At 62.0% G+C, this 18,256-nt stretch carries 12 protein-coding genes; 4 read left to right on the forward strand and 8 right to left on the reverse strand.

From position 1 onward, the window contains the following. Positions 1–58: 58 nt before the first annotated feature. A complete protein-coding gene (gene treR / locus GUC32_RS02310; RefSeq protein WP_025305108.1) occupies positions 59–1,006 on the reverse strand; it encodes a trehalose operon repressor TreR in 948 nt (315 codons plus the stop codon). A 424-nt stretch (positions 1,007–1,430) separates the two neighbouring features. On the opposite strand from treR, the gene mgtA reads away from it, so the two are divergent. Beyond that, the gene (gene mgtA, locus GUC32_RS02315) at positions 1,431–4,139 is read left to right on the forward strand and encodes a magnesium-translocating P-type ATPase (protein ID WP_265527288.1); all 2,709 of its coding nucleotides are present in this window, start codon (positions 1,431–1,433) and stop codon (positions 4,137–4,139) included. 267 nt (positions 4,140–4,406) lie between these two features. Continuing rightward, positions 4,407–6,797: a beta-N-acetylhexosaminidase gene (locus tag GUC32_RS02320; RefSeq protein WP_369435530.1), complete on the forward strand. Its 2,391-nt coding sequence runs from the start codon at positions 4,407–4,409 to the stop codon at positions 6,795–6,797. Between the two features lie 36 nt (positions 6,798–6,833). On the opposite strand, the gene GUC32_RS02325 is transcribed toward GUC32_RS02320, so the two are convergent. The 6 genes from GUC32_RS02325 to argF all read right to left on the reverse strand — a co-directional run bounded on the left by GUC32_RS02325 (position 6,834) and on the right by argF (position 15,059). After that, on the reverse strand, positions 6,834–9,824 hold the full coding sequence (locus tag GUC32_RS02325) for an amino acid adenylation domain-containing protein (RefSeq protein ID WP_369435531.1): 2,991 nt from the start codon (positions 9,822–9,824) through the stop codon (positions 6,834–6,836). Positions 9,825–10,028: 204 nt separating this feature from the next. Continuing rightward, positions 10,029–10,415 (reverse strand): 2-iminobutanoate/2-iminopropanoate deaminase, encoded by a 387-nt coding sequence (ridA, locus tag GUC32_RS02330; protein WP_004933379.1) that lies wholly within the window; start codon positions 10,413–10,415, stop codon positions 10,029–10,031. Between the two features lie 159 nt (positions 10,416–10,574). Next, positions 10,575–11,039, reverse strand: coding sequence for an aspartate carbamoyltransferase regulatory subunit (gene pyrI / locus GUC32_RS02335; protein ID WP_004933377.1), 465 nt, complete (start codon positions 11,037–11,039; stop codon positions 10,575–10,577). Between the two features lie 12 nt (positions 11,040–11,051). Next, entirely contained in the window at positions 11,052–11,987 is a 936-nt protein-coding gene (pyrB, locus tag GUC32_RS02340) for an aspartate carbamoyltransferase (RefSeq protein ID WP_049204480.1), read from the reverse strand. Between the two features lie 289 nt (positions 11,988–12,276). Then, entirely contained in the window at positions 12,277–13,845 is a 1,569-nt protein-coding gene (locus GUC32_RS02345; RefSeq protein ID WP_049208821.1) for an ABC transporter substrate-binding protein, read from the reverse strand. Positions 13,846–14,039: 194 nt separating this feature from the next. Beyond that, positions 14,040–15,059, reverse strand: coding sequence for an ornithine carbamoyltransferase (gene argF, locus GUC32_RS02350; RefSeq protein ID WP_049294756.1), 1,020 nt, complete (start codon positions 15,057–15,059; stop codon positions 14,040–14,042). A gap of 162 nt (positions 15,060–15,221) precedes the next feature. On the opposite strand from argF, the gene rraB reads away from it, so the two are divergent. Together rraB and miaE are read left to right on the forward strand one after the other, a co-directional pair. Continuing rightward, the gene (rraB, locus tag GUC32_RS02355) at positions 15,222–15,647 is read left to right on the forward strand and encodes a ribonuclease E inhibitor RraB (RefSeq protein ID WP_025305115.1); all 426 of its coding nucleotides are present in this window, start codon (positions 15,222–15,224) and stop codon (positions 15,645–15,647) included. Between the two features lie 178 nt (positions 15,648–15,825). After that, complete coding sequence (gene miaE / locus GUC32_RS02360) at positions 15,826–16,590, forward strand: tRNA isopentenyl-2-thiomethyl-A-37 hydroxylase MiaE (RefSeq protein ID WP_015376459.1); 765 nt, start codon at positions 15,826–15,828, stop codon at positions 16,588–16,590. Between the two features lie 15 nt (positions 16,591–16,605). Here the strand turns inward: miaE and GUC32_RS02365 are convergent, their stop codons facing one another. Next, positions 16,606–18,213 carry a GMC family oxidoreductase gene (locus GUC32_RS02365; protein WP_369435532.1) on the reverse strand — a complete coding sequence of 536 codons (1,608 nt, stop codon included), beginning with the start codon at positions 18,211–18,213 and terminating at the stop codon, positions 16,606–16,608. Positions 18,214–18,256 lie beyond the last annotated feature (43 nt).

The following is an 18,256-nucleotide window of genomic DNA, read 5'->3' on the forward strand; positions in this document are numbered from 1 at the left end:
CCCGGTTTGGGGCGAGGATCACAAAATGACAAAAAATGGTCAACTTCTCATCAGGTCGTCAGGAAAGTTTGCTGGGCACCACCAGGCGGCGGATCCCCTGCTCGCCGCTGAGCTGCGCCAGCAACTGCTGCGCGGCCAGCAGGCCGGCGCTGCCGTAGCCGAACTCCACCGACAGGGTGTCGGGGAACAGGAAGCTGAGCAGCGGGGTGTTGCCGATGGCGCATACCTGGATGGCGCGCGCCGGCTGCTGCTGCAGGTATTTGATCGCCCCCAGGGCGATGCTGTCGGAGGCGCAAATCAGTGCGCTGGTGTGCGCATCGATCACTTCGGCGGCGTGCTGGAAACCGCTCTGGTAACTCAGCTCGCCCAGCGTGGCGCGCGGCGTGAGCGTGAGGCGTTCACAGGCGTTGAGATAGGCCTGATAGCGGCGCTGGCCGGTGGTGGCGTCGCTGAGCTGCACCCCCAGATAGCCGATATGCCGATGCCCTTGTTGATACAGGCGATCCATCAACAGGTTCACCGCGCCGGCATCGTCGTAGCAGACGGACGAGAAGCCGTCGTATTCGCGCACCATCACCACCATTTTTTCCTGCCACGGCTTGAGCATCGCCGCGGTCAGGCCGGTGAAGCCGAACAGGATCACGCCGTCGACGTTGCGCTGATGCAGTACGTGCAGATGCTCCTGCACCAGGCGGGTTTCGAACTGGCTCTCCATCACGATCGGATCGAAGCCTTGCTGATACAGCAGCGGCAGCATGGTGCGCACCGCCTGGTTTTCCGACGGCGAATCGAGACGGGAAACGATGATGCCCACCACTTTGTCGCTCTGGCCGCGCATGGCGCGTGCCGACTTGGAGGGGGTAAACCCTTGCTGACGGATCACCGCTTCCACCCGTTCACGGGTTTGCGGGCTCACGCTGCCTTCATTGTTCAACACGCGTGAGACGGTGGATTTACCTACGCCGCTCAGGCGTGCGATGTCCTTGATGGTCAGCCGGTTTTGCATGGTTTACTTTTCGTTGAGGTGGACAGGCGTAACATAACGGCCTGTAAAACAATGCCCGTCAGCATAGCTCATTTTCCCACGGGGATCTTGATGCAAAACGGGATTGTTGCACTGCGCTGAACGGCCGCTCCTGCCGCTCTGTTTTTCTCTTTACCGGAGGTGATCCCCCATATGGACCCCGACCCGACTGCTTTAGACACTCACTCGGTTCTCCGGTAAAACCTCTCCGCCTGGCGCTGCTGTTTTACCGGTGAAGTACATCACGGTAACCGGTAGCGCGCGCTTCGTCGTTCGCTCCTGCTGCTGAAAAAAAGAATAAGGATCTGCGTTGGCAGAGGCTTTTGGGCGCACCCGCCATCCGCCCGGCCGATGACGATCCCCGTTTACCCGCTGCCGTGAGGCACCGGGCGACGAGGTGCGAACCATGAAACTGAAAAAACTCCCCCGTCAGCTGCTGGGCCTGTTCGCCCGCGGCCTCCCGCGCCGTTTGGTGCGCCGCGACAGCCTGCTGGACAGCGTCGGCGGCGCTGCGCGCGACATGCCGGCCGGCCTGGCGCAGCAGCGGCTGGCATGCGCCGCCGCAGAAACGATGCAGCTCTTTGAGCGTTTCCACAGCCACCCGGAAGGCATTACCGCCCATGAGGCGGAGCAGGTGCGCCAGCGCTGCGGCGAGAACGTCATCGACGATCAGCAGAAAGAGGCCTGGTGGCAACACCTCTGGCACTGCTACCGCAACCCGTTCAACCTGCTGCTGACCGCGCTCGGCATGATCTCTTACGCCACCGAGGATCTCACCGGCGCCTTGGTGATCGCGCTGATGGTGCTGATCTCCACGCTGCTGAACTTCATCCAGGAGGCGCGATCCAACCGGGCGGCCGACGCGCTGAAGGCGATGGTGAGCAACACCGCCACGGTGATCCGCAGCGATGCGCTCACCGGCAAGAGTGAGCACGTGGAGCTGCCGATCGCGCAGCTGGTGCCGGGCGACATCATCAAGCTGGCGGCCGGCGACATGATCCCGGCGGATCTGCGCGTGCTGTCGGCCAAGGATCTGTTCATCAGCCAGGCGGCGCTGACCGGCGAATCGCTGCCGGTGGAGAAATCCGCGGCGCCGCAGGCGTTGGCGGCCGATCCGCTCGACTGCCAGAACCTGTGCTTCATGGGCACCAACGTGGTCAGCGGCACCGCGCTGGCGATGGTGATCGGCACCGGCGGCGGCACCTATTTCGGCCAGCTGGCGCAGCGCGTCACCAGCCAGGATGAGCAGCCGAACGCCTTCCAGAGCGGCATCAGCAAGGTCAGCTGGCTGCTGATCCGCTTTATGCTGGTGATGACGCCGATCGTGCTGCTGATCAACGGTTACACCAAGGGCGACTGGTGGGAGGCGGCGCTGTTCGCGCTGTCGGTGGCGGTCGGGCTGACGCCGGAGATGTTGCCGATGATCGTCACCTCGACGCTGGCCAAAGGGGCGGTGAAGCTGTCGCGTCAGAAGGTGATCGTCAAACGGCTGGACGCCATCCAGAACTTCGGCGCCATGGATATTCTGTGCACCGACAAGACCGGCACCCTGACCCAGGACAAGATCGTACTGGAGCGCCACACCGATGTGTTCGGTGCCAGCAGCGAGCGGGTGCTGCGCTACGCCTGGTTGAACAGCTTCTACCAGACCGGGCTGAAAAACCTGCTCGACGTGGCGGTGCTGAGCTGCGCGGAGCAAAATCAGCAGCCGGAGGCGCTGCAAAACTACCGCAAGGTGGATGAGATCCCGTTCGATTTCGTGCGCCGCCGCATGTCGGTGGTGGTGGCCAAAGACAACGAGTATCACGAGCTGGTGTGCAAGGGCGCGCTGGAAGAGATGCTGGCGATTTGCAGCCACGTGCGCCACGAAGACGAGGTGATCCCGCTGAGCGAGGCGCTGCTGGCGAGGATCCGCCGCATCACCGACGATCTCAACCAGCAGGGGCTGCGGGTGGTGGCGGTGGCCAACAAGATCCTGCCGGCGCAAACCCATGAATACGGCGTGGCGGACGAGTCGGATCTGATCCTCGAAGGCTACGTCGCCTTCCTCGATCCGCCGAAGGAAAGCACCGCGCCGGCGCTGGCGGCGCTGAAACAGAACGGCGTCACGGTGAAGATCCTCACCGGCGACAACGAACTGGTGGCCGCCAAAGTGTGCCGTGACGTCGGGCTTGAGGCCGATCATCTGCTGCGCGGCAGCGAGATCGAGCAGATGGACGACGAGCAGCTGGCGCAGGCGGCGGCGCGCACCACGGTGTTCGCCAAGCTGACGCCGCTGCACAAGGAGCGCATCGTCAAACTGCTGCGCCGCCAGGGGCACGTGGTGGGCTTTATGGGCGACGGTATCAACGACGCGCCGGCGCTGCGCGCGGCAGATATCGGCATCTCCGTTGATTCGGCGGTGGATATCGCCAAGGAAGCGGCGGACATCATCCTGCTGGAAAAAAGCCTGATGGTGCTGGAGCAGGGGGTGATCGAAGGGCGCCGCACCTTCGCCAACATGCTGAAATACATCAAGATGACCGCCAGCTCCAACTTCGGCAACGTGTTCAGCGTGCTGATCGCCAGCGCCTTCCTGCCGTTCCTGCCGATGCTGCCGCTGCATCTGTTGATTCAGAACCTGATGTATGACATCTCGCAGATCGCCATCCCGTTCGATAACGTCGACGACGATCAGATCACCCAGCCGCAGCGCTGGAACTCCGCCGATCTGGGGCGGTTTATGGTGTTCTTTGGGCCGATCAGTTCGATCTTCGACGTGCTGACCTTCAGCCTGATGTGGTGGGTATTCAAGGCCAACACGCCGGAAATGCAGACGCTGTTCCAGTCCGGCTGGTTCGTGGAAGGGCTGCTGTCGCAAACGCTGATCGTGCACATGATCCGCACGCGCAAAATTCCGTTTATCCAGAGCCGCCCGTCCTGGCCGCTGTGCATCATGACGCTGGCGGTGATCGCCACCGGCATCGGCCTGGTGTTCTCGCCGCTGGCCGGCTTCCTGCAGCTGCAGGCGCTGCCGCTCGGTTACTTCCCGTGGCTGGTGCTGATCCTCGCCGGTTACATGGTGCTGACCCAGTGCGTGAAAGGCTGGTTCGTGCGCCGCTACGGCTGGCAATAACCCGTTCGCCCCCTCCGGCCGGGAGGGGGCAACTGTGATCCCGTCCGCTTTTTCACCGCAACGGTTGGACATCTGTTCTGTGCTGAGTCTTTATCTACAGCGTTGGCTGTTTTCCCCTGCGCCTTTCAAGCCACCGCGTTGTTGGCTGTACGCCCGCCCCCCAGTGACTTAGCAGACCTAAGCGCCTGGGGATGCGGGCGCTTGCCGCCTAGCGGTGGTTTGAAATTCATTGGGGATATTTTGTTTTTTTCCTCTGAGGAATTTCCGATGCACAGACCTTTCCGTTATGCGCTACTGGCTTCATCGTTATGGTTTTCTTGCGGCGCGCTGGCGCAGCCGGCGGGTGATTTGCCGCTGATGCCCTGGCCGCAGCAGGTGGAAGTGACGCAACCGGCGGGCAAGCTGGTGCTGGATCGCCGATTGTCTCTGACGCTGCAGGGTGATGATTTGGGCGACGCGCTGCCGCGCTGGCGCCAGCGCATCGAGTTGCAGACCGGCTGGACGCTGGCGCTGAGGGAAGAAGCAAACGGCGCGGCGATCAAAGTGGTGATCAAGGACCGGGTGGCGGCGCAGCCGCTGCCGGGCAGCGATGAGAGCTACCGGCTGGCGGTCACGCCGCAGGGCGCCACGCTGACCGCCAACACTCGCTTTGGCGCGCTGCGCGGCATGGAGACCCTGCTGCAGCTGCTGCAGACCGACGGGCAAAACACTTTCCTGCCATTGGTGGATATTCGCGACGTGCCGCGTTTTCCGTGGCGCGGCGTGCTGCTGGATTCGGCGCGCCATTTCCTGCCGCTGCCGGACATTCTGCGCCAGCTTGATGGCATGGCGGCGGCCAAGCTCAACGTATTCCACTGGCACCTGACCGACGATCAGGGCTGGCGCTTCGCCTCCGAGCATTACCCCAAATTGCAGCAGCAGGCCAGCGACGGCCAGTTCTACACCCGTGAGCAGATGCGGCAGGTGGTGGCTTACGCCACGGCGCGCGGCATTCGCGTGGTGCCGGAGATCGACATGCCGGGGCACGCCTCCAGCATCGCGGTGGCCTATCCCGACCTGATGAGCGCGCCGGGGCCGTATCGCATGGAGCGCGAGTGGGGCGTGCATAAGCCGACGCTCGATCCGACCCGCGACGAGGTGTATCAGTTTGTCGATACGATCGTCGGCGAGCTGGCGGCGATCTTCCCCGATCCTTATCTGCACATCGGCGGCGACGAAGTGGACGCCAGCCAGTGGCGGGCGTCGCCGTCGATTCAGGCGTTTATGCAGCAGAACGGGCTGGCGGATACCCATGCGCTGCAGGCCTACTTCAACCAGAAGCTGGAAAAGATCCTCGAGAAGCACCAGCGGCAGATGGTCGGTTGGGACGAGATCTACCATCCGTCGCTGCCGCGCTCGATCGTCATTCAGTCCTGGCAGGGGCAAGACTCGCTGGGCGCCAGTGCGCAGGACGGCTATCAGGGCATCCTCTCCACCGGTTTCTACCTCGATCAGCCGCAAAGCACTGCCTATCACTACCGCAATGAAATTCTGCCGCAGCCGCTGGGGGTTGAGACGGCGGTGCAACCCGGCGAGCAGGCGCAAAGCTGGCGTTTCAGCATGCCGCGTCTGAAGGGTAGCGCGGTGGAGGGCAGCTTCACGCTGATCGAGGGCAAGCAGGGCTGGCGCGGCTTTATCGATTTCAACGGCAAGTCGCGCCGCGCGGTGCACGACATCGTCTGGCGCACGCCGCAGCAGGTGACGTTCCGCGTCGATACCTGGATGGGCGATACGCGGCCGGTGGTCACGCTGCAACAGGACAAGCTCAGCGGCTATACGTTGGTCGGCAACGTGCGTTACCCCACCAGCGGCGACAAGCTGGCGGCGGCGCCGACGGGCAAGATGCCGGTGGTGCCGGACGAGAAAGGGCAGGCCAATATTCTCGGCGGTGAAGCGGCGCTGTGGGCGGAAAACGTGCGCGCGCCGCTGATCGATCTCAAGCTGTGGCCGCGCGCCTTCGCGGTGGCGGAGCGGCTGTGGTCGGCGCAGGACGTTACCGACGAAAGCAACATGTACCGGCGGCTGGCGGCGATCGACGCCTGGTCGGTGGTGTCGGTCGGCCTGCAGCAGCATGCGGAAACGGCGCGCGAATTCACCCGGCTGAGCAACAGCGTGCAGATCGCGCCGCTACAGATCCTGGCCGAGGCGGTGGAACCGGCGCAGTATTACACCCGCCAGCACCTGAAGTTCCAGGCCGGCATCTATCATCAGTTCGAACCGCTGAACCGCTTTGCCGATGCGCTGCCGCCGGAGAGCGGCGCGGTGCGTGACATGCATGCCCAGGTTGCGGCTTTGCTGAAGGATAAGCGCGATAAGGCGGCGGCACAGGCGCTGCGCGAACGGCTGCAGCGCTGGCAGGCGAACGGCGCGGCGCTGCAAACGGCGATCGCGGGCAACCGCACGCTGCGGGAGCTGGCGCCGGTGGCGCAGGACGTCGATGCCCTGGCCGTATTGGGGTTAACGCTGCTGGATCGCCATCAGCAGGACAAACCGCTGAGCCGGGCCGAGGCCGAACAAGCGCAGCGCCGGCTGGATGCGGCGGCGCAGACGCGCGACGAAGTGGTGATTGCCGCGGTGTACCCGCTGGAGGCGCTGCTGCGGGGGCTTAAAACGGAGTGAGGGTGACGGGGCTCGGCCAGTTGAGCCCCGGTTTCATTACGCCTGTAGCGACAGCGGCGCATACCCGATGGCGTGCTGCAGGTAGTTCAGCAGCAGCTGGCGGGTGAAGCGCGGCTCATCGATACCGCTGCCCTGCAGGAAGCGTTGCAGGTTGCTGCAGTCCCACCGATAGGTGTCTTGATAGAGCTCCACCGTCGATAGCTCGTCCACCATAGGATCCTTGAACAGGCTGAGCAGCGGGTACAGCGGCGCGTCGCTGTCGTTTTCCCATTGGGCCCGCCACTGTGCGAAGGGCAAGGGACGAAAACGATAACCGAACTCGCGCTCCAGCAGGCTGAAAAACTCACGCAGCGTCAGATTATTGTCACCTTGATGGATCAGGTTGAATTTCTGCCCCAGCGCCTGCGGATTGCGAGAGACGTGGGCGATGGCCCGGGTCATGTAATCCACCGTGGTCAACCCTTCGCGCATATCCCGTAAATCCGGCACCGTGCCGCTGCTGATGCAGGTTTTCACCAGCCGTCCCCACCATTGATAATCGGCGTTGACGCCGGTACGGCTGTGGCAGGTGGCGTAGCCCAGGCGGAAGGTCATCAGCGGCAGGCCTTGCGCCGCCGCTAAATCGGCGATTTTCTCCATCACCCATTTGCTGCGCACGTAGCCGATATCGCGGCTGACCGCCGGCAGGTTTTGGTCGATATCGTCGCTTTCCCGCATCACCCGCTTGCCGGTGTGCAGATGCCCCCAGCTGTATACGGAGATGGTCGACAGCAGCATCAGCGGCTTGGTGCGGCTATGCGCCGCGAAGCGAATGATTTCCCGCAGGCCCTGCACGTTGTCGCGCTTCATGTAGGCGTAAGGCTGGATAAAATTCACCGCGCTGGCCGAATGGTAAATCAGATCGATATCTCGGCTTAACGCCCTGTAGGCCGCCGGCGTCAGCGAAAAGTCGTGTTCCGCTACGTTGCCAGGCACGATATGAATGCGCGCGTGCTGGCTGGCGTTCAGCGCGATCCGGTAGCGCTGCAGCACCGCCTCCAGCCGCTGTCTCGGCGGCAGTTTGGCGCCGTCGCGCACCAGACAGTACAGCTCGGCGTCGGTGGTGCGCAGCAGATCGGCCAACAGATGCGCGCCGACGAAGCCGGTGGCGCCGGTCAGCAAAATGGCGCGCGGCGCGCTGATTTGCCGCGGATCGAACGTCGGATCGATGACGAGATCCGACGGCAAATAAACATCATCCTGCAAGGCACGCGCTTCGCCTTGCCGCTGTGTCGGTTGCCGGTCTCTGCGTTGTGCCAGTGCCAGTGCCTGCGCCAGGGCGCCCAGAGTGGGATATTCATAGATGTCGTGCACCGAAGTCTCGACGGCAAATGCCTCGGCCAGCGCCGCCATCAGTTTGGCCGCCAACAGCGAATGGCCGCCCAGCGAGAAAAAATCATCGTCGGCTGCGGGCTGTTCCACTTTCAGCAGCGAGCGCCAGAGATCGGCGACGACGCGCTGGTCGGCGGTCAGCGGCTGCGCAACGCCGACACTGACGCTGACCGGTTGGTAATGCGCCAACAGAGCCGCTTTGTCGATCTTGCCGTTGTTGTTCAGCGGCATGTGTTCCAGTAAACGATAATCGGCGGGCAGAAATGCGGTGGGCAGCGTTTCTTTCAGTTTCTGTCGGACGCGTGCGGTCACGTTTTCGCTGTCACTCTCCGCGATCAGAAACGCCACGATTTTCTTGCCCAGCGGATCGTCAGCCATTGCCACGGCGGCCACCGCTTTACGGACGCCCGCAACCTGCAGCATGGCGTTTTCGATTTCGCCCAGTTCAATGCGATTGCCGCGGATTTTGACCTGATCGTCGATACGGCCCAGATATTGAATGCGGCCATCCGCCAGCCAACGAGCCCGATCGCCGCTGCGGTACAGGCGCAATCCGGCGAAGTGGGGCGGGGTGATGAAGCGCTCGGCGGTCAACGCCGGATTGTTCAGGTAGCCGCGGGCCAGACAGCGGCCGCTGATATACAGCTCGCCGGGGCGATCGCCGATCACGGGCTGCAGTCGGTCATCGAGGATGAAGATTTCGGTATCGCCGATGGGCTGCCCAATGCTGGCGGGCGGGTTTTGCGTGGCGCAAGCCACCCGGTTGCAGGTGGCGAATATGGTGGCTTCCGTCGGGCCGTAGTAATCGATCAATGAATAATCGATGCCGCGCAGATCGACCGGATGAAGTTTCTCCCCTGAGCTGAACAGATACCGCAGCGCCAGATTGGCCGGTTGCGGCGCGCCGACCACTTCGGCAACCAGTACGGCGGGCAGGCTGGCGTGGGTAATGCCCTGTTCGGCAAAGTAGGCCAGCAGGACTTCCGGCTGCAGGCGAGCGTCTTCCGGGGGCAGATACAATGTGCCGCCGCTGGTCAGAGGCGACCAGATCTCCCATTGCGCGACGTCGAAACTCAAGCCGGCGATCAGCGTAGAACGACTTTCGGCATCCATGGCGAATTGCTTGTTATGCCAGAGAATTAAATTCAGCAGTGACTGATGTTCTATCAGCACACCTTTCGGTTTGCCGGTGGTGCCTGAAGTGAAAATGAGATAAACGATGGCATCGGGGGACGGAGAAATGAACGTTATATTCTCCTGCGAAGAAGTTGATATATTATCAATATAAATAATATCCTCGCTGAAGTTATTTTCCGAAAGCGCTATCGTCGCGTTGCTGGCGAGTATTAAAGGGGAACCGCTTTGCGTGACGATATCCTGTATTCTTTTTTCCGGGTAACGGGCGTCGATGGGAATATAGCCTGCGCCGGCTTTGACGATCGCCAACATACCGATCAGCATTTCCGGCGTGCGCAGCGTGACGAGCGGCACATAGCTGTCGGGCGCCACGCCCCGCCGTAGCAACAGCGCGCACAGTGCGCTGCTGGCTTCATCCAATTGACGGTAGGTCAGGTGTTTATTATCGCCGACGACGGCGGTTTTTTCCGGATAACGGGAAACTTGTTGGATAAAATAATCCAATACGCTAGGTGCCATGGTTATCTCCTGTCATTATTCACGAAGTGAACGAAATGAAACAGCAATGACCCGGCCGGGTGAAAAATAATTATAGGCGTATTTTTATTAGGGAATTGTAAATGTGAACGATATTACGCTATCGCTATAAATTAATTGGGTTAATAAAATGATTATCAATAAAAACGGCCAGTCTGCACTGGCCGTGATTCGCATGCGTGTCGATTAACGACGCACGGCGATGGCTTCGATTTCGATCTTCACGTCTTTCGGCAGACGCGCCACTTCTACGCAAGAGCGGGCCGGGAACGGCGCGCTGTGCTCGGTGAAGAAGGCTTCGTACGCGGCGTTGACGGTGGCGAAGTCGTTCAGGTCTTTCACGAATACGGTGGTTTTCACGATGTCGGCAACGATCAGGCCGGCGGCTTCGACGATCGCTTTAACGTTTTCCAGCGACTGGCGCGCCTGTGCGGCGACGTCGTCGGCGACGGCGCCGGTTTTCGGATCGACCGGGATCTGGCCGGAAGTGATGATCATGCTGCCCAGATCAACGCCCTGCACGTAAGGACCAATGGCTGCCGGGGCGAGTTCAGTGCTGATATTACGTGACATGTTTTCTCCTGATAGACCCGTTGTCTTTCACGCCGCCGCGCGGTCGGCCGCAGCGTAAAATTCGGTGGGTAGCAACGTGGGTAGAGTAATTTTCAGAGGACCCATTATAGGGCGTCACCGGGAGAATGACAGCGCCATCTCCCGGCGCCCATGCCGGGCTTAGTCTGCCTGCAGTACCACCTGATGCTCGAACTCTTTTTCGCAGTAGCGGCATTTCAGGTGCACTTCGCCGCCGCGCGATTTGACGCTGAAGCTCGACGCCACCGGCTCGCTGCGGCTGATGCAGTTGCCGTTCGGGCAGGTCAGCACGCCGTCGATGTGGTCCGGCAGGCTGAGGGTCAGCTTGCGTACCACTTCATAGTTGTCGATGCGGTTTACCGTGGCCTTCGGCGCGTACATCGCCAGCTGGTTAGCCTGCTGCTCGGTCAGGAAGGTGTTCTCGATCTTGATCAGATCCTTGCGGCCCAGCTCGTTGGAGGGCAGGTTCAGGCCGATGGTGATGCGCTGGTCGGTGGCGGTCAGCTTGAACAGCGTCAGCAGCTTGAAACCGATCTGCGCCGGAATGTGGTCGATCACCGTGCCGCATTTGATCGCTTCGACCTGCAGTTTGTTGTCGTGAGTCATGGCGGTTCCCCCTTAAAGAGCCAAATCTGCGTTGAGCACCAGCGCCAGCAGCGCCTGACGGGCGAAGATGCCGTTGCCCGCCTGCTGGAAGTAGTAAGCGTGCGGCGTTTTATCCACGTCGGTGGCGATCTCGTCGATGCGCGGCAGCGGGTGCAGCACCTTGAGGTTGGCGCGCGCGCCGGCCAGATCCGCGGCGCGCAGCACGAACTGCGCCTTCACGTTGGCGTACTCGGAAGGATCGAGGCGCTCTTTCTGCACCCGGGTCATGTAGAGAATATCCAGCTCCGGCACCACTTCTTCAATGCTGCTGTGCAGGCTGTACTCGATGCCTTTCTCTTCCAGCATTTTCAGGATGTAGGCCGGCATCGCCAGCGCGTCCGGGGCGATGAAGTAGAAGCGGTTGCCTTCGAATTTGGCCAGCGCCTGGGTGAGCGAGTGCACGGTGCGGCCGTATTTCAGGTCGCCGACCATGGCGATGCTGAGGTTGCTCAGGCGCCCCTGGGTTTCCTGGATGGTGAACAGATCCAGCAGGGTCTGGGTCGGGTGTTGGTTGGCGCCGTCGCCGGCGTTGAGCACCGGCACGTTGCCGGAGAATTCCGAGGCCATGCGCGCTGCGCCTTCCTGCGGATGGCGCATCACGATGGCGTCCACATAGGTGCTGATCACCGAGATGGTGTCGGCCAGGGTTTCGCCTTTTTTGCCAAGCGAGGTGTTGCTGCCGTCGGCGAAACCGACCACCGAGGCGCCGAGGCGGTGCATCGAGGTTTCGAACGACAGGCGGGTACGGGTCGAGGCTTCAAAGAAGCAGCTGGCGATCACCTTGTGTTTCAACAGTTCCGGCTGCGGGTTGGCTTTCAGACCGGCGGCGGTGCGCAGCACCAGCTCCAGATCCTCGCGGCTGAGATCGTTAATAGAGATGATGTGTTTGTGATACAGCGGGTTGGCCATTTTTCACTCCTCCTCGACGCGTGCCCGTGGCGCGGGACTTTTTAAGGCAAAAAAAAGCCCCTCAATGAGGGGCTTGAAACGATCGGTTTAGCAACAGGAGAAACAACGGCAGCTGGCCGCCGATAGGCAGTCGGTTTTGTCGATTGCGGCTAACAAAACAAACGTCGTTTTTCATGCTTTCTCCTGGCAAATTGTGGCGCATTATACTCGCGCTTTTCGCCACTGCAAGCGTTAAAACGCCGTTTTTTGCCGCCCCGCAATCGATTGGCCGGCGATGGCCGCTCGCCGGCTATTTGCTGACGCGATCGTAGTAGACCATGTCGGCGTTCAACCCTTGTTGATAGCCTTTGACGTTGTCGCGCAGCACCACTTCGGTTTTAGCCTGATCGATAAACACGTACGGCGAACTGCGCTGCAGCTCCTGCTGCATGGCGGTGTACAGCGCGCGGCGCTTGGCTGGATCGGCTTCGGCCAGCGCCGCCAGCGTCTGCTTATTCAACTGCGGGATCTGCCAGCCGTTCAGCCCGGCCACCGTGCTGCTTTTGCCGTCGTTGTAGGCGAAGGCGCTGGCGTTGGAGTGGGCGTCGAAGTAATCCGGGATCCACAGCCGGATCGCCGCCTGATGCTGCCTGGCGCGCACGCGTGAGTAAACCTGGCTGCCCGCGGCCGGCAGCAGTTCGATCTTCACACCGGCGGCGGCGAAGCTGCCCTGCAGCGCCTGCGCGATGGTGATGAACGGCGGTTTGTTCTCTACGTCCAGCGTAAAGGCGGCGTGGGTGATGCCCGCCTTGGCCAGGATGGCTTTCGCTTTAGCCGGATCGTAGCTGAATGGGTTGGTCTCCAGCGCGCCCGGCAGCCCGACCGGCAGGAAGCTCTGGTGCACGAAGTATTGGCCCTTCAGCAGATCCTTCGTGATGCCCTGATAATCCACCAGATAGCGCGCCGCTTCCCAGAAGGCCGGGTTGTTCAGCAGCGGATTGGCGCCGTTGCCGGTGTTGAACACCAGGTAGTTTTGCTCGGCGGACGGGATCTCCAGCACCTTGACGCCCGGCTGGTTCTTCAGCGTGTCGGTCTGATCGGCGCCGAGTTCGCGGGCGATATCAGCGTCGCCCTGCTGGATCAGCAGGCGGCGGGTGGCCGGATCCGGTACGTTTTTAATGATGATGTTTTTCAGCTGCGGCTTGTCGCCCGGCGAGGTGGGGTTGGCGTCCAGCACGATCGCCTGATGCGGCTGATAGACGCGCATCTTGAACGGGCCGCTGCCGGCGGAGTGCATTTTCAGCCAGGCGTTGCCGAAGTCGCCGTCTTTGACGTTGGCCAGCGCCGCCTTGCTGTCGACGATCGAGGCGATCGGCGTCGAGAGGATATTCAGCGCCACCGCCGGGCTGACGTCCGCCGTCCAGCGCAGCTGCACGGTATGGTCGTCGATCTTCTTCAGCTGCGCGTCGATGTTGTCCGGTTGCCAGCCGAGCACGTTGAGGATGAACGCCGGCGACTTGTTCATTTTCACCGCGCGGCTGTAAGAGAAGATCACGTCGTCAGCGGTCAGCGGATTGCCGGAGGCAAACGCCGCCTGCGGCCGCAGTTTCACCGTCAGCGTTTTAGCCGCCGCATCGCCCTGCCAGCTTTCCGCCAGCACCGGCGCCACCTTAGCCGGATCGTCGCGATCCGCCTGCACCAGACGCTGATACAGGCTGGGCACTGTCTGGATGCTGGAGAGTTCGTTGGCTTCCGCCGGATCGAGGCTGACGATGTCATCCAGCGATTGCACCACCACCAGCGTATTCGGCGGCGTGGCGGCTAACGTGGCGGTGGGCAGGGCGGCGAGCAGGAACAGCGGCAAGAGTTTGGCTTTCATCGGTGTGTATCCCCTGAAGGCGCCGCAAGGCGGCGCTGAGAACGGTTTGTTATCGTTGGTTTTTACGGCGCGGGCGCCGTCGGCCTGTCACGGTAGAACCTTTGCCGGCGGCGGGCAAAGGCCAATCCGCTATTTGATATTCCAGGAATATATTAGCCGCCCTGGCCGGGGGTGCCAGGGCGGAGGGGGAACAATCAGAGGGTTTCGCTCAGCGTGGCGACCAGCACCGCCTTGATGGTGTGCAGCCGGTTTTCCGCCTGATCGAACACCACGCTGTGCGCCGATTCGAACACCTCGTCGGTCACTTCCATGCCGCCGTGCAGATCGTACTGCTGCGCCATCTGCTTGCCGAGCGTGGTTTGGTCGTCGTGGAACGCCGGCAGGCAGTGCAGGAACTTCACGTTCGGGTTGCCGGTCAGCTTCAGCATCGCCATGTTGACCTGATACGGCCGCAGCAGCGCGATACGCTCTTGCCAGGTTTCTTTCGGTTCGCCCATCGACACCCAGACGTCAGTGTAGAGGAAATCGGCGTCTTGCACCCCTTCGGCAATGTCTTCGGTCAGGGTGAGTTTCGCGCCGGTTTGCTGCGCCAGCGCCTGGCATTCGGCCACCAGCTCCGGCTGCGGCCAGCAGGCCTTCGGCGCCACCAGCCGCAGATCCATGCCCGCCAGCGCGGCGGCTTCCAGCAGCGTGTTGCCCATGTTGTTGCGCGCGTCGCCGACGTACGCCAGCTTCACCTCGCTCAGCGCCTTGCCCGGCAGGTGTTCCTGCACGGTGAGCAGATCCGCCAGCAGCTGAGTGGGGTGGAACTCGTCGGTCAGGCCGTTCCACACCGGCACGCCGGCGTGTTCCGCCAGGGTTTCCACCAGCGCCTGGCCGTAGCCGCGGTATTGAATACCGTCGTACAGGCGGCCCAGCACCCGGGCGGTGTCTTTCATCGACTCTTTATGGCCGATCTGGCTGCCGCTTGGGCCGAGATAGGTCACCTGCGCACCCTGATCGAATGCGGCAACTTCGAAAGAGCATCGCGTGCGGGTCGAGTCTTTTTCGAAGATGAGCGCAATGTTTTTGCCCTGCAGCCGGCGCTGTTCCTGCCCCTGCTTCTTGGCCTGTTTCAGATCGGCCGAAAGCCGCAGCAGCGCCTGCAGCTCGGCGGGGGTGAAATCCATTAACCTCAGAAAGTGACGTTGGTAGAACGCATTGCCGGTGCTCATAGTCCGATTCCCTGATTGTGTAATTGAATTAAAATTCACTTTATATGTATGAATATTCAATTTCAACCCCAGCGAGGAAATCTTTCACGTTTATCGTGGAAGCAATGTCGGCGGTGTGTGAAAATAGAAGGAATGAAGGCCATTTGACTTGAGGATATAGGCATGGCAAACCGCGAATTGCTGGAAGAACAACGTGAAGAGACCCGCCTGATCATCGAAGAACTGCTGGAAGACGGCAGCGATCCGGACGCGCTCTACACCATCGAGCACCATCTGTCCGCCGAGAAATTTGAGGTTCTGGAGCAGGCCGCCGTTGAAGCCTTCAAGCTGGGCTACGAAGTGACCGACGCCGAAGAGCTGGAAGTGGAAGACGGTTCGATGGTGATGTGCTGCGACGTGATCAGCGAAGTCGGCCTGAACGCCGAGCTGATCGACGCCCAGGTAGAACAGCTGGTGGCGCTGGCGGAACGCTGCGGCGTCAACTACGACGGCTGGGGCACCTACTTCGAAGATCCGAACGGTGAAGACGGTGAGGATGACGAAGACGGCGACTACATCGACGAAGACGACGACGGCAAACGCCACTAATTAACCTCGCTTATTCACATGGGCCGGTTCTCGCCGGCCCCTGATATCCCCGTCGTCTTTCAAGCTGCAGCGTTGTTGGCTGCACTCTCTCACCCCAGTCACTTACCTGAGTAAGCTCCTGGGGATGAGTGAGCTGGCCGCCTAGCTGCGACTTGAAATACATAGGGCAATGAAGCCGATGACATACCAATCCCTGTTAGCCCCGATTTTAAGCTTCCTGCACTGTGAAACTCCCGACGCCTGGATCGACGCCGCGCGCCGTCCGGAAAACCTGCAGCTGTTGCTGACCGACCACCTGGTGTGCGAGCTGAAAGCCGCACAGACCGGCATGTGGCTGATCCGCCGCTACGTGGCGGACAAAGAGAGCGGCGACGCGCTGTTGGCGCTGCTGCGGCCCTACGAGGCGTTTCTGCACGAGGCGCAGGGCGCGCCGGACACGCTGTTCCGCCAGGGCCAGTTCACCCGCAAGATCCTGCCGAAAAACGGCTCGGCCTACGGCCAGGATCTGGCGGATCGCATGGTGCTGTTGATCAAGGAAGAGTTGCATCACTTCTCGCAGGTGCTGGAGATCATGCAGGCGCGCGGGATCCCGTATCGCAAGATCACCGCCAGCCGCTACGCCAAGGGCATGATACGCGAGATCCGCACCCACGATCCGGCGACGCTGATCGACAAACTGATCTGCGGCGCCTACATCGAAGCGCGATCCTGCGAACGCTTCGCCAAACTGGCGCCACACCTGGACGATGAGCTGAACCGCTTTTACGTCTCGCTGCTGCGATCCGAAGCGCGGCATTATCAGGACTACCTGACATTGGCCGAGCAGATCGCCGGCGGCGACATCAGCGAACGGGTGGCGCATTTCGGCCGCCTCGAAGCCGAGCTGATCCTGTCGCCGGACAGCGAGCTGCGTTTCCACAGCGGCGTGCCCGCCGCCGCCTGACGTTGAAGCGCGCCCTTACTGCGGCGCGCCCAGCAACAGATCCACCGCCTTTTCCGCCAGCATGATGGTTGGCGCATTGGTGTTGCCGCTGGTGAGCTGCGGCATCACCGAGCAGTCGATCACCCGCAGCCGTTCAAAACCGTGCACCCGCAGCTGCGGATCGGTCACCGCGTCCTGTGGCGACGGCCCCATGCGGCAACTGCCCACCGGGTGATACACCGTCTTGCAGAAGTTGCGCACGAAGGCTTCCAGCTGAGCTTCGTCGCGTGTCCACTCCGGCTGCGGCATCAGCAGGTCTTTGATCAGCGGCTTCAGCGCCGCGGTTTGCAGGAAATCCAGGCCGAACTTCACCGCGCGCACGCTGCCGGCCAGATCGTCCGGGTGGCCGAGGTAGTTGGCGTGCAGCTTGACCGGATCGCGCGGGTTGCTGCTGCGCAGCTGCACTTCGCCGCGCGCCTTCGGCTGCAGGTAGCCGACCTTGAGCGTGAAGCCGTGAATGTTCGGCAGCGGCTCGCCGGGCACGTCGTCCCAGCTGTCCAGCAGCGGCAGGAAGTGGATCTGCACGTCCGGCCGGCCGTCGCCCTGGCTGTCGGTGAAGGCGGCGCCTTCCAGCACGTTGGATGAGAGCACCCCGCTGCGAAACGCCAGCCACTGCGCGCCGTGGCTCAGCGCCTGCAGGCCGCGATCGGCGCCGAACAGGCTGATCGGCTCGCGGGTGCTGACGTTGATCGACATGTGCAGATGGTCGTGGAAGTTTTTGCCCACCGGCAGATCCGCCCGCACCTCGATGCCCAGCTGCTGCAGGTGGTCGCGCGGGCCGATGCCGGACAGCATCAGCAGCTTCGGCGAACCGACCGCGCCGGCGCTGACGATCACCTCTTTGGTGGCGAGTGCGGTCACTTCCGCGCCGCCGTTCTGGCTGTAAACCACGCCGGTGGCGACGTTGCCCTCGAAGGTCAGCCGGTGCGCCAGGGCGTTCAGTTTCACCACCAGCCGCCGTTCGTCGCGCACTGCCTTCAGGTAGGTGCGGGCGGTGCTGGCGCGCTCGCCGTTGCGGGTGGTGGTTTGGTAGAAACCGACGCCGTGCTGGCTGTCGCCGTTGAAGTCGTTGCGATAGGGCAGGTTCAACTCCTGGCCGGCGCGGATAAACGCCATGCTCAGCGGGTGGCGGTAGCGGTTCTCGCTGACCGGCAGCAGCCCGTCGGCGCCGTGGTAGTCGTCGGACAGGCTTTCGTTGGCCTCGGCGCGTTTGAAGTAGGGCAGCACCTCCCGGTAGCTCCAGCCGGTGCAGCCGTAGCGTTCGGCCCAGTCGTCGTAGTCCTGCGGCTGGCCGCGCAGGTAGATCATACCGTTGACCGAACTGCTGCCGCCCAGCACCTTGCCCTGCGCGATCTGCATGCGGCGGTTATTGGCATGAGGTTCCGGTTCCGTCTCGTAGGGCCAGCTTTTTTTGGCGATGATCTTGGCCACCCCGGCCGGCATCTTGATAAACAGGTTATTGTCGTCGCCGCCGGCTTCCAGCAGCAGCACCCGCGCCTGGGTGCGGCGGATCAGCTGCGCCGCCAGCACGCAGCCGGCGGAACCGGCGCCGACGATGATGTAATCAAAGGTATTTTCCGACATGACAGCTCTCCGTGCGCGATTGGGATACTGGCAGAGTAGCGCG

Origin of the sequence: Serratia sp. NGAS9 (genome assembly GCF_009905295.1) — a bacterium.
Lineage (GTDB): Bacteria > Pseudomonadota > Gammaproteobacteria > Enterobacterales > Enterobacteriaceae > Serratia > Serratia bockelmannii.

Coding starts and splice junctions, on each gene's coding strand:
- miaE (WP_015376459.1), top strand. CDS start 15,826: ATGACATACCAATCCCTGTTAGCCCCGATTTTAAGCTTCCTGCACTGT.
- GUC32_RS02365 (WP_369435532.1), bottom strand. CDS start 18,213: ATGTCGGAAAATACCTTTGATTACATCATCGTCGGCGCCGGTTCCGCC.
- GUC32_RS02345 (WP_049208821.1), bottom strand. CDS start 13,845: ATGAAAGCCAAACTCTTGCCGCTGTTCCTGCTCGCCGCCCTGCCCACC.
- GUC32_RS02325 (WP_369435531.1), bottom strand. CDS start 9,824: ATGGCACCTAGCGTATTGGATTATTTTATCCAACAAGTTTCCCGTTAT.
- argF (WP_049294756.1), bottom strand. CDS start 15,059: ATGAGCACCGGCAATGCGTTCTACCAACGTCACTTTCTGAGGTTAATG.
- rraB (WP_025305115.1), top strand. CDS start 15,222: ATGGCAAACCGCGAATTGCTGGAAGAACAACGTGAAGAGACCCGCCTG.
- pyrI (WP_004933377.1), bottom strand. CDS start 11,039: ATGACTCACGACAACAAACTGCAGGTCGAAGCGATCAAATGCGGCACG.
- mgtA (WP_265527288.1), top strand. CDS start 1,431: ATGAAACTGAAAAAACTCCCCCGTCAGCTGCTGGGCCTGTTCGCCCGC.
- ridA (WP_004933379.1), bottom strand. CDS start 10,415: ATGTCACGTAATATCAGCACTGAACTCGCCCCGGCAGCCATTGGTCCT.
- treR (WP_025305108.1), bottom strand. CDS start 1,006: ATGCAAAACCGGCTGACCATCAAGGACATCGCACGCCTGAGCGGCGTA.
- pyrB (WP_049204480.1), bottom strand. CDS start 11,987: ATGGCCAACCCGCTGTATCACAAACACATCATCTCTATTAACGATCTC.
- GUC32_RS02320 (WP_369435530.1), top strand. CDS start 4,407: ATGCACAGACCTTTCCGTTATGCGCTACTGGCTTCATCGTTATGGTTT.